General features: G+C 40.4%; 8 protein-coding genes and 1 tRNA gene. 5 read left to right on the top strand and 4 right to left on the bottom strand.

Annotated features, from left to right (window positions below):
• Nucleotides 1-13: 13 nt before the first annotated feature.
• From BM179_RS07930 to BM179_RS07920, 3 genes are all read left to right on the top strand, one after another.
• Complete coding sequence (locus BM179_RS07930; RefSeq protein ID WP_092014819.1) at nt 14-1,213, top strand: anhydro-N-acetylmuramic acid kinase; 1,200 nt, start codon at nt 14-16, stop codon at nt 1,211-1,213.
• Nucleotides 1,214-1,244: 31 nt separating this feature from the next.
• Nucleotides 1,245-1,961 (top strand): RluA family pseudouridine synthase, encoded by a 717-nt coding sequence (locus tag BM179_RS07925; RefSeq protein WP_092014816.1) that lies wholly within the window; start codon nt 1,245-1,247, stop codon nt 1,959-1,961.
• A 94-nt stretch (nt 1,962-2,055) separates the two neighbouring features.
• A tRNA-Arg gene (locus BM179_RS07920) sits at nt 2,056-2,127 on the top strand.
• A 63-nt stretch (nt 2,128-2,190) separates the two neighbouring features.
• Here BM179_RS07920 and BM179_RS07915 read toward each other — a convergent pair.
• Nucleotides 2,191-3,189: a hypothetical protein gene (locus BM179_RS07915; protein ID WP_092014814.1), complete on the bottom strand. Its 999-nt coding sequence runs from the start codon at nt 3,187-3,189 to the stop codon at nt 2,191-2,193.
• Between the two features lie 473 nt (nt 3,190-3,662).
• On the opposite strand from BM179_RS07915, the gene BM179_RS07910 reads away from it, so the two are divergent.
• Both BM179_RS07910 and BM179_RS07905 read left to right on the top strand, forming a co-directional pair.
• Complete coding sequence (locus BM179_RS07910) at nt 3,663-4,496, top strand: helix-turn-helix domain-containing protein (protein WP_092014811.1); 834 nt, start codon at nt 3,663-3,665, stop codon at nt 4,494-4,496.
• Nucleotides 4,497-4,545: 49 nt separating this feature from the next.
• The gene (locus BM179_RS07905) at nt 4,546-5,667 is read left to right on the top strand and encodes an FAD-dependent oxidoreductase (RefSeq protein ID WP_092014808.1); all 1,122 of its coding nucleotides are present in this window, start codon (nt 4,546-4,548) and stop codon (nt 5,665-5,667) included.
• Between the two features lie 61 nt (nt 5,668-5,728).
• Here the strand turns inward: BM179_RS07905 and BM179_RS07900 are convergent, their stop codons facing one another.
• Genes BM179_RS07900 through BM179_RS07890 form a run of 3 tightly spaced genes read right to left on the bottom strand, consistent with a single transcriptional unit; the run spans nt 5,729 to nt 12,576 of the window.
• Nucleotides 5,729-7,405 (bottom strand): glycoside hydrolase family 26 protein, encoded by a 1,677-nt coding sequence (locus BM179_RS07900; RefSeq protein ID WP_143095175.1) that lies wholly within the window; start codon nt 7,403-7,405, stop codon nt 5,729-5,731.
• A 26-nt stretch (nt 7,406-7,431) separates the two neighbouring features.
• The gene (locus tag BM179_RS25225; RefSeq protein WP_177219326.1) at nt 7,432-11,208 is read right to left on the bottom strand and encodes a glycosyltransferase family 2 protein; all 3,777 of its coding nucleotides are present in this window, start codon (nt 11,206-11,208) and stop codon (nt 7,432-7,434) included.
• Nucleotides 11,209-12,576, bottom strand: a complete 1,368-nt coding sequence (locus BM179_RS07890; protein WP_143095174.1) for a glycoside hydrolase family 2 TIM barrel-domain containing protein — start codon at nt 12,574-12,576, stop codon at nt 11,209-11,211.
• Between the last annotated feature and the right edge of the window lie 35 nt (nt 12,577-12,611).

Genomic DNA, 12,611 nt, shown 5'->3' with positions numbered 1-12,611 from the left:
TTCGTTTTCAAACATGAACCCAAACATCGATAAACTTTATAAAATTGCACAAAAACCTTCACGCAAAATCATTGGACTGATGTCCGGTACTTCTATGGATGGGCTGGATGTTGCTCTTTGCAAAATAACCGGGGACGGTGAAAATACGACAGTTGAGCTTCTTGATTTTGAAACAGTAGATTATTCAGAAGAAGTAAAAAACGAAATCAGGAAGGTTTTCGCTAAGCAGACAATAGATTTCCCGCATTTAGCCATGCTCAATGAATGGATCGGTTTGCTCCATGCAGAGATGATTATTTCCTGTCTTCAAAAATGGGATATTCCGGCAGATGAAGTAGATCTTATTGCCTCACATGGACAAACGGTTATGCATGCCCCGAAAATTTTGCATGGTCAGGAAAAATTTGGTAACGCTACGCTTCAAATAGGAGATGGCGATCACATTGCTGTAAAAACCGGAATTATTACGCTTTCTGACTTCAGGCAAAAACATATTGCTGCGGGTGGTGAAGGAGCTCCCCTGGCCGTTTACGGAGATTATTTTATTTTTGGCAAAAAGGGAGAAAACCGCATCATGCTGAATATGGGAGGAATTGCTAATTTCACCTATTTACCAGCGAATATGAACCCTGAAGAGGTTTTTGTAACAGATACCGGAACAGGAAACACCCTTATTGATGCCTTTACCCGCCATTATTTTCCGGAAAAAGCTTATGATAAAGATGCAGAAATTGCAAAAAAAGGCGAAGTAAACAACGCTTTGCTGAAAGCCTTAAAAAATGACGATTTCTTCCATAAACCTTTCCCAAAAACTACAGGCCCGGAACTTTTCAGTATTGATTATGTAAAAAAAGCCAGGGAAATCAGTAACACCGAAAGCATTTCTGTGAATGATTTACTTGCCACGCTGACCCGCTTTAGTGCAGAAACGATTGTGGAAGCAATTGAGCAGGTTCTTGATTCATCTTCGACCTATTACATTTATCTTTCCGGAGGAGGAATGCATAATCCTCTTTTAATTCAATGGATTAAAGAATTGCTTCCGAACTGCCATTTTTCTCCGACTAATGAGCTTGGTATTTCGGGCGATGCCAAAGAAGCAATTCTCTTTGCGATCCTTGCAAATGAAACTGTTTCAGGAGGATTTAGTAACTTTGGGGAACGAAAAGGGATTCCATCAGTTTCAATGGGTAAAATTTCCTTCCCTTCTTAATTAACTCAGGCCTCCGCGTCTGATATTTCTTATGAAAATAAAGTTTCAGGATTTAATACTTTTTGAAAACGAAGATTTTATTGTAATCAACAAACCGCCGTATGTCTCTACGTTAGATGAGCGGCAGGCAGATAATTCAATCAGTATATTAAGGCTGGCAAAAGCCTATTCAGATGATGCCCAGGTGGCTCACCGACTGGATAAGGAAACTTCAGGGATTCTGGCAATTGCTAAAAATCCGGAAGCCTATCGTCATCTAGCTATGCAGTTTGAACATCGTCAGGTAGCCAAACGTTATCACGCAGTAGTAAATGGAGTCCATGATCTGGATATGATTTCAGTTTATCTTCCTATTCTTGCGATGAAGGATGGAATAGTGAAAATTGACAGACAAAAAGGGAAAGATGCCGAGACCATTTTCAATACTATTAAAGCTTACAGAAGACATACTCTGGTAGAATGCATGCCTATTACAGGAAGAATGCATCAAATCCGTATTCACCTCACCTGTCTGAAAGCCCCGATTGTCTGTGACCCGACTTATGGAGGAGATATGATCTATCTTTCTGAGATCAAAAAAGGTTTCAATCTTAAAAAAGACACAGAAGAATTACCGCTGATGCAAAGGGTTGCTCTGCATGCGAGGTCATTGACATTCGCATTGATGAATGGAGAAAGAATTACAGTAGAAGCGCCATATCCGAAAGATTTTGATGTTTTGGTTAAGCAGTTGGAGAAGTTTTCTTAAATTTGCAGGGATATGAGAATATAATTCAGCCTGATTTTTCGGATTTCTTTCAGAATCAGCACTTTAGGCAAAACATTCCATATAATGGTAAAATGGCTCCGTAGTTCAATGGATAGAATGTGGGTTTCCGGTACCTAAGATGCAGGTTCGATTCCTGCCGGGGCTACAAACCCCCGCTGCAACAAACAGCGGGGGTTTTGCTTTTTCAGGGGAGTTTCAAACTCACTTCCTAACTCCTGAACTCATTATCCTTTACACTTATATTTTTAAATGGCGATGTTTCCCGGAAGGCTACGGTATCTGCCGGAGTGTTAGCGACAAAAACCGCCAGTCTGCCATTTGTAAAGCTATCGTTATGAATGGCAGAGGGCTTGATTGCAATAGCTGATCCGTCAGATGGAATCCTGAACGTGGTAAATATAAATTTGGGAACATCGTTACCGCCAAGTAATTTTTTAGCTTTGCGCCCTAATGTCACTTTGGCTTCGCAAAATACCTCGCCTTTTACTGTAGGTTTTGGCAGAAAAATGTGCGGGAATGGGTGGTGTTCCACAAACATTCCTCCTCCACCGGAAGGTGACATTGCATAGTTTCGTATATAATCGGGCAGCGATGTGTCATATTCCATACCAAATAATATTTGATTGAAGCCCAGACAAAATGCTTCCTGCGGTTTAAGGAGTTTGCCTCCGTAAAAGGCAAGCGTTTCATGATAGTCGGGATGATTGACGTCAAGCACCGGCAAGACAACTGCTTTATCATTTACGTACAATGAACCTGTACTCCCGAATACATTGGCTGATGCGTCAAGATTTGGCAATGCTCCGCCATCTTTACTGCTTACCCAATTAGCATGAACCGTTACAGCATTACCCTCTTTAGGTCTTGAGGCATTACTTTCCAGTTCTTCAAGAATCTTAATAAGCGATTCTTCCTGACAGTTTTCCGCTATTAAACGAACTCCGGTACCCTCTCCGGGTGTTAAAGCAACCTTGGTACCGGGACGAATCGGTCCGTAAATAGCCGTGGTGGTCATTAACGGTACGCCCTCTGCACTTGCTCTTAAAACAACTGCGTCGTCTAAAAACTTAATGTTTTTTTCGAGGTCTTCCTGCGAAATTTTAATTTCGACAGTTTGCCATTTCCGCTGGGCAAGTATTTCTTTTAATTTCTCAGGAGATATACTCTCTGAAGTTTCTTCGTATGATTGTCTGATTACAGAACTCATTTTAATATTTGTTTTAGGTGATTTTCATAGTTCCGATAGGTGTTTCAATAGTTAAATATAATCTATTTTTCCACCTTTGGAAAATTTTAAATACATCGGAAAACAAATAACAGTAAAACGGATCTCAGTAAACGAAACGCTTGCGGATTGTAAGACTGATTATCATCTTTGTACTATGAATATGGCTGGGCAAAATAGTTTCGGAAATACATTAAAACAGTAAAACAGAGTATTCCTCAGATGAAATCTGTACGAATCTTTTATCTGACCCGCACGACTTGATCAGTTAGTTTTAGTTTTCATTATTTTGTAAATATTTCATAAAAAACGAAGGATGATTTGCCTCTATAGGTTTTGCTTTTTCATTTAATCCTGAAAATATTAAGGGAAACAGGAAGGTTTTTCAACCCGAAAAAGACCTGTTTAATTTGCTTCCGGCAGAGAAACATTTATCTTCGGTAAAAGAATAACCTATGCTATCTCCTAACATTCAACACCAGGAATTTGCCCCTCCTGAAGAACTACAGGATGCCATAAAATGCTTTTGGTACGACAAAAGAGATTCTGGAGAGCTGCAATCGGGTTTTGAAGTAATCCCTGATGGCTATGCTGAAATTATTTTTCATTTTGGAAATGCCTGCAGCATCTCTTACAATGGAGGCCTGCAACCCTTGCCGTCCCCTTTTCTGATGGGACTGCTTAATCAACCGGTTGTTTTTTATACGAAAAACTGTTTAGAAATCATTGGAATCAGGTGCTTTCCCTGGACTGTATTCGATTTGCTTGGCCTGCCTTCCGGCCAGGACAAACTGCATATTTTTGAACACCCGATCGCTCAGCTTCAATCTATTTTAGAAGAATGTATCAATACCGGCAAAATAGCGGAAGCGATGGCACTGGTAAAGCAGTATTTCCTCAATGCACGGTCGGGAATTGCTCCTGACAGCCTGTTATTCAAAGCCGGAATTGCCATGAGGAAAGCGAACGGAACTATCCCCGTAAGTCAGGTAGCTGAAGCGGCTCATGCTACAGTCCGAACCTTGGAAAGAAAATTTAAGCAATCTTCCGGTTATAGTGTAAAAGACGTATCGGGTCTGATGCGTTTTGAACAGGTAAGAAACCATTTATGGCTTTATCCGGATTCCAACCTTGCCGGCTTGGCTCATGAGCTGGGCTATACGGATCAGGCCCATCTCACCAAAGATTTCAAACGTTACAGCGGTACTACGCCAGCGGCATTCGCCCGAAAAGCAAAAACAGGGCAAAGTACCCTGGACGCCGATTTTGTCGCATTTATACAAGCCTAAGTCAGGAACATCCCGGAATTTTGTATTCATAATTAAACAATACAAAATCATGTTATTGAAAGACAAAAAAGTAGTCATCATCGGTGCGGGACCAGTTGGTTTGACAATGGCAAAATTACTTCAGCAAAAAGGAATAGATGTAACCGTTTATGAAAGAGATAAAGATGCGCAAACAAGAATCTCAGGTGGTACCCTTGACTTACATAAAGGTTCAGGGCAGGATGCTTTGAAAGAAGCCGGATTGCTGGAACGTTACTATGCTATGGCTATACCCATGGGAAGAACCATTGCTGACGAACAAGGCAATCGGTTATTTTCTAAAAAACCTACCTGCGAGGACCAATATGACAATCCTGAAATAAACAGAAACGATTTAAGGAAGCTATTGCTTGACAGTTTAACAAGCAATACTGTTGTGTGGAACAGAAAATTCACAGGACTTTCAGCACATGATGGGAAATGGCTTCTGCAATTTGAAAATGGTTTAAATGCAACGGCAGACCTTGTTATCGGAGCAAACGGAGGGATGTCCCAAGCACGAAGGTTTGTTACTGATGCAACTATCAAATACACCGGAACCCTTATTTTACAGGGGGATGTACTTCAACCGGAAATAACATGCACTGAATTCTTCAAACTGTGTAATGATAGTATATTAATGACTGCCAGCAAAGGCAATTTATTAGTGGCAAACCCCAAAAACGGTGGCTTATTGAGCTACAGTGTCATTTTTAAAAAGCCCGAAGAATGGGAACAGGAAAATGTTCAGCATACAGATGATATTATCGGATTTCTTTTGAGTCGACTTTCCGACTGGGATGAATGTTACAAACAATTATTCCGGTCAACTTCTTCTTTTGTTATATGGTCAACGAGAAAAATACCCCTGGATAAACCCTGGAAAAACAATCGCCCTTTGCCCCTGACACTTATTGGAGATGCTGCACATATAATGCCGCCTTTCGCAGGCAAGGGCGTGAATACAGGGCTGATGGACGCATTGATTTTATCTGATAACCTGACAAACGGAAAACACGACACTATAGCAGCTGCAATTCACGACTATGAACAGCAAATGTTTGTATATGCAGCGGAAGCACAACAGGAAACAGGCAAAAATGAAACAGAGATGTGCCATCCTGACTTTTCATTCCAAAAATTTTATCAATAAGTTATCCATGATTTATTGTGGCTCGTTTGAAAGGAAACAAGTATTGACACCCGGAGTATTTTTATGGCAATCTGCGATAAAAATACCCGAAAGTTTTCCGGGAAATACTCCAGTCGGGGGCCTCAATTTTCCCCCATGCTTTGGGATTGTCATGCAAATTAAAATAGCTGGCTCCAAATACCTGTTTATTTTCCCGAAGTATTCCGGCGGCATCTTCCAGCCAGATTTTCTGATATTGTTCCGGACCTTTTACTCCGAATTCTGTAATGAATATGGGTTTATCCAAAAATCTCATCCGATATACTTTCCGCCTGAATATCGTAGAAAAGGCCTCCTGCTTTTTATGATCTTCAATGTTTTTATCCGGTAATCCATAGATGGCAATGCTAATGAAATCTACCACATCATTTCCCGGCCACCAGTCGACCGACCCCCTGTCTCCTGCCGGCCCCCAGACTTTCCGGATATTTTTTGCCCTTTTTGTATCAGATTGCATAAAATACCTGAATGCCCGTATGTAAGTCAATGGATCCTGACTCTGCCAGGGATACCTGTGAATCGGGATTTCCATTTCATGAGCAAATCTGAGATAAACCGTCTGGTTAGTCTGATAAAGAACTTTAAAAAGTCTGGATATTTCCTGATCATAACGCCCCGCCAGCAAATGGTTAAGAGGATCGGGATCTGCTCTGCCAGTGGTATCTCTCCAGGGTTCCATCGTTACAATCACATCATGTTTTCTTGCTGTGATTTCGGTAAATTTTTTCTCAAAAAGTCCGTTTTGCACTTCTCCTAAATCGGTAAAAATATGCTCTGTAGTAATCCCCGGTTCATTTATCAACAATTTTGCAGGATCATAAACACCTAATTTCAATTCCTTTCTGGCAAATAATTTCGGGCGATCAGTAACGGCAAAATCTGCCGGAGGATAAATATTCTTCCTGTATTTAAAAAACAGAGAGTCTATCTGACCAATCCATTTACCTCTGAAGTTTGAAGGATTGATCTTTTCTGAACCCAGAATAATGACAGCTTTGTTCATAAACCTCATTCTATGCAATTTCTGCCGGAGTAATTCCGCCGGATTCTGATCAGAAAAAGGATAATTCACTGCTTTTTTTTCCGAAATACTCCCCAGTGTAATGCTTAATAAATCCACATTCTCTGAACCCGGCCAATATTCAGTATCGCCGGGATATCCGGAAGGTCCCCAGACTATTTTAACGCGGGGTGCGAGCCTTTTAAACTTTGATGCGAAATAATTGAATGATTTGATATACAATTCAGGAGATTGATATTGCCAGGGAAATTCACTGACAGGCACTTCCATATCCGGATTCCAGCGGATATAAATCTGTTTAGGGCTTTGAGAAAGTATTTTGGCTAATTCTTCGACCTTCTGATCAAATTTTCCACTCAGTGTTTCTTCCAGTACATTTTCATTATTTCCTGACCAGGTTTCGATTGTCAATAAGACATTTTCCTGTTGTATTTTTTCAGAGAGAATCGTTCGATTTAGCCAGATCCCGGTATCTTTCCAGATCAGACTATAATGTTTCAGGGTACCGGGTTTAATTTCTTCTCCATGGAAAATACCTGTAACCGGTTCAAAATTTCTTTCCAGAAACTCCTCCAGCAATACAGATTTGATAAACCTTTTTCCCGGGTTAAAAAGTACAAAAGCCAGGAAGACAAGAAATAATGCAATAAGCAATAAACCGGGGCTCTTTTTTTTCACTGTCTGGATTAAGGTTTCTGGATCAATCAATAAAAAGGAATATTCAGAATAGATTGGGCAATTGTAATACTCTGACCCTCTGAACCTATCAGGTATAATTTATAAATATTGGCATTTTGCGGCATGGTTATCATTATATCAGCTCCATCTCCCAGTTTTTTCATGGAAATCCCGTTACCATAGCCATCGGTTTTAACCAGATACCATTCAAATTTCAGCCCTGTTTTCATATAGCCGGCAAAATTCCATTTATCGTAGGCATATACCAGAGCATGATAAGGCAATGTTTTGCCTGCTTCAGTAGCAAAGGCAGGTCGAAGTATTTTTACAGCTGGCAAATAACTTCCTTTGGTTTTTCCTTTCCAGTATTTGCTGATTTGAAGCAAACCTGACTTGTTCCGACCCCATACATCTTTCAATCCGTCAAAGGTTACCAGATTCCCGGTCTGTACATCCTGCCAGTCTTTTATAAATGTACCGATATTACTTCTGAAATTCTTCAGGTATAATTCCGCGGAAGTGCTGCTGATAAAATAAGGTACCTTCAGGCTTTTGATCAGAGCATATTCTTTGGGTTTTCCTGTCAGAATCAAACCGAATGAGTCTATTTGAGGCACAAAATCTCTCATCATCTGTGCTGTTTCTTCCAGTGTGTCTGAAACCTCCACATCTGCCGTAATCATTCTTCCCGGGTCAATAGCCTTTACTGATCCGAGCAATTGTCTTAACCATTGCAAATATGCCTGTTGCTGATATAGCAATTCCGGTTTATAAAACTTTCGGGATAAATTTTGTAAAAACAGATTGCTGATATTCCAGGCAATAATATGTTTGTGATTCTTATTTCTTTCCACCGCATTCAGAATTTTCTCTGCCAGCTGCTTTGCTTCCCCCTGATCTTGTGCAAAGTCAATTTCATCCGGAATCCAGAAACTATAATGAATGTTTAAAGACTGTTTTTCCGCCACATCCAAAGTAAGCCTGTCAAATGTCCCCGGACCAACCAACTTAATTGTATTGATTCCGGCCGCTTTCATTGCCAAAAAATCTTCAGACAAAATTCTTCTTGTCAGAGGCTGGATGTTATTATACCAATATTGCCCTTTTATATAATTTACGCCTCTCAGAGAAAGAAACATTTTATTACTGTCAGGAAGCACTGGCTGATTTTTTTTCAGGTGTTCTGCTGACAGGGAAAAAACAGATCCTGAAATCTTGCTTCTTTTTCTTTCAATCACTGAAATCGTCTCCGGGGTAAAAGAAGTTCTCCAGTCTAAGAAACCCTTGCTTCCATCAGGAATATTTTTATCCAGACCTGAATGAAAAAGGACATATCCTCTGATTTCGGGAAAGAATAACCTGATCTTTTTGAAACCGGCTTCAAGCCAGTTTCCCGAGGATTCTTCTGCTTTCAATGAACCCATCTCTGTTACCATTACCGGCAAACCGGACCTGAAAAGTTTTTTTCGATGAAAAGGCAGATAGAGTTGCTCAAAAGAATAAGATTTGTAATCAGGACTGTATGCTCCGAAGTTTAAACCTGTTACTCCGATCCAGTCGACGTATTCCTTTCCCGGAAAATATGATTCCACAGCATCTGGCTTCCATGGATTCCAGACCCAGATGACATTATAAGCATGATTTTCTCTGAAAATCTGATAAATGTATTGCCATGCAGCCTTAAAATCTGAAGCAGTATTACCTCCTCGGGGAGACCAGGGATAAAAAGGATTATCGGCTTCATGAGCAAATCTGAGAAACACCGGACGGTTCAATGCTCTCATCTGAAAAGCAAAATCATGGATATATCTGTCATATTTCCCTTCAAGGATATGAGAAAAGACATTTTTGTCAACGTATTTCTCCGAAATACCATTCTTTTCAAAAAGAGCCTGCCAGGGTTCCCAGGTAATCATAGGCAGAGAATGACTCTGGTACACAGAATCTATCGAAGCAGATGGCAGAAAGCAACCCGGTTCATTTCCCCAGGGAATATAGAATGAAATGATGTCAAAGTGACTGGCATTTCCGGATTCCAGATTTCGTATCAGGCTGAGAGAAGAAAGACCTTTATCTTCTGAAGGGGCAAAAATACCTGAAAGAAACAAGTCTTTTTTCTGAAAAGAATTTTGCCTTCCTGACTCCGTTTTGAGAGGATACCAGATCAGATAAAAGCTGAAACAAACTACCAATACAATAAGCATCAGGGCTATATTTCTGATGCCGGCATAGACCCTTCTCCGAAACAGCCAGAATTGTTTTTTGGCATTATGTAGGTAATTCAGCAGAAAGTGTATCAACTTATAACGAAATTGATATTTCTGCCATTTCAGCTCCTCTCCTGCTACGAACATAAACATCATGAAAAAGCAGTTCAATCCGGCAATTCCAGCCATTATAAATGAAAACGGGTTCAGGTTATTGTATAGCCCGTATCCTATAGCGATCAGAGAGAGTATAAAAACAAAAATATTGGGAAGATTGATTTTAAGATTATTTTCAGCATTAAGGTCTTTGGGAGTAGGAATATAAGGCACCTTTTTTCTGATTATGGTATAAATCATGCCCGTCAGAAAAATCCACCAGGTTCCGATAAGTAAAAGGCCTCCGACTACATGAACTCCTCTCTCATCATCTTCCAGAACCCAGCGCTGTACATACAGCCTGATCAGTACAATAGAGGTGATTAAGGGCAGGCTGATTATTGAAAAAGCCGAAAAATTAATCTGAACAGGATAAATATCTCCCAACAGAGAAACAATAGGAATAAGAAAGTTGATCAGAAAAACCAGACCGGAAAGATAAAAGCCGGGAATCAATCCATAATGCAATTTTTGTCTCCAGTTGAACTGCCGGAACAATTTCAGGTAAGAGGTCACTAATAGTTCAAATACTCCCCTCGACCATTTCAGCTGCTGTTTGTAATAAGCTGACAAAGTAGCCGGAACAAGCCCCTTCGCCAATACAGCAGGTACATAAACCGATTTCCAGCCTTTGGCATGCAGTTGCATTGCGGTATGCATATCCTCTGCCAATCCTGCGGCATGCCCTCCTATTGACTCTAAAGCAGTCCTCCGGAAAGTACAATTCGCTCCTATTGCCTGGACTGTCCCGTAGGAATTCATGGTCATCATCATCGGCCCGTAAAACTGGTAAGTCTGCTGGGCTGCTCCTTTGGCAATCAGACTTTGGTGATGATTATAATAAGCCTGAACGATCTGTACAAACCCGATTTCAGGATTATTAAAATGATCTACTATCTGGTCTAAAAACTCCGGTAAGGGAACGTGATCCGGATCCAGTACCACACACAACTCTCCGGAAGATTGTTTTAACGCATTATTGATATTGCCTGCTTTTGCATTCTCCTTAGTGCTTCTGGTGATATGATAAACACCGTTTGCTTTGCACCATTCCTTCAGAAAAGGATCGTCCGCTTCATCACATAAATAGGTTTTATGAGGATAACGGATCGCCAGCACAGCCGAAAGCGTTTCCTGGATCATTTCATACGGTTCTCCGGCACAAAAAGTAGTAAAAATATCTACTGTGTATATTTCCCCGGTCTTAGGGGCTTTGCTTACTGAAATATCCCAGTAATGATACCATTCATACAGAATTTTGAAACAGGTATAAATAAATGTACTGATAAGCAGCCAAAAAAGAGGCACACTGCCTATCGTTGATTGGCTGAGCAGGCTATGGAAGAAAAAAAGCATACAAAACACCCCAATCAGGATCATCGTCCGTAATGCCAGTTTTTTCCTTTTGTCCGGTGCTTCTATTTCAGCAACTTTTCTCATCTATGGTTCAACTACGTAAAAGGGAGTATTGGTGGTTGAAAACAGACCATTCCGGTCATAAACACTGACAAAGACTCTGTAAGGGCCTTCCCGTTCCGGTGCTCTGAAAATGGCCGTAGTATCCTGTTCTTCGATAAACAAATGGTCGATAGGCTTTTGTTTTCTACTATTTGCCACATAATTATACACATACCAGTCTTCGGGCTCAATATGCCAGCGATAAGTATAATGACTGGTATCAGAATGATCGGTCAGAACTCTGGCCACAACTTTAGTATGAGGGTTGTACAAAATATTATCTTTAGCCCCTTTATTATCGAGAAGCATGTATTTGATTCGGGGAGGTTTTCTGGCAGGCCATTTATTGGTCCAGATATATTGCATTGTCCCAACAGCTTCCGAAGCCGCACCATTTTCATCAAATAAACTAAACCAGGTGGGTGTTGTTTCCTGTTTACTTCCCCAATAAAATACCAATGCTCCCAGAAAACGAGGATTATCAACCGGCATAAACTTCTTATACACTGCCAGATACTGTTCTGCCTTTTTTGTACTGGTCTGCTCTATATAAGCTCCCCAAAGTGTTTGATCATGTCCGGGCCAGGGGCCGTCAATTCCCCATTCCGTAACCAGAAAAGGGCCATCCCAAATCCATTCAAAATCTTTCAATTCTTCAGACAATGACCTTAACCCTCCGAAAGTGTTAAAAGAAATAATATCAATATCTGTCCTGAATTTGATATTAAATACATTTTTTTGATGAAAATTAATCATTGTGGTAGTCACCGGATGATCAGGATCTACCCGATGAATCATGTCAACCAGGTCATTAAAACTCTGGTAGAATTTAAGATATTTGGGCTTATTGGGAAAAGAAAGTTCATTGCCAAGACACCAGAAAAGTAAGGCAGGATGTTTCCTGAATTTATTCACCAGAGTGGTATAAGCAGCATTTAACTGTGCTACTGCTTTTTCATTACTGTAGAAAGATAATTCCTCTCCTTCATTCAAAGGCATGGGCAAGCCGACAATAACCGCCAGATGATTCCGGCTGGCTTCGTCAAGAATAGCAGACAGATTGGTAGTATCCCAGGTCCTGAAGGTATTTCCTCCTGCCAGAGACAATTGTTCAAGGTTTGTAAATCCGGATGCCCCTTTTATTTCAAAGGGTTTATTATTCCGAAATACAATATACTTCCCGGAATGTTGCTCTATATGTACCAATCCATTCTTCTCCCGAGAGTCTGTTTTACATCCGGAGAGAAAAAGGATCGATAAAAGGCCAGAAAAAAAGAATTTCAACAATAGTGTTCTGTTTAATTCTACCAAGAAGAAATACCTGTCTTTAAGGTTTAAATGGTAAGACATAGGAATTTCATAAATTACAGAGGAAATTTAGTGAT

It is taken from the genome of Pseudarcicella hirudinis, assembly GCF_900115665.1.
GTDB lineage: Bacteria > Bacteroidota > Bacteroidia > Cytophagales > Spirosomataceae > Pseudarcicella > Pseudarcicella hirudinis.
The sequence above is the reverse complement of the archived record's forward strand: the minus strand, read 5'-3'. Positions and strand labels throughout refer to the sequence as shown.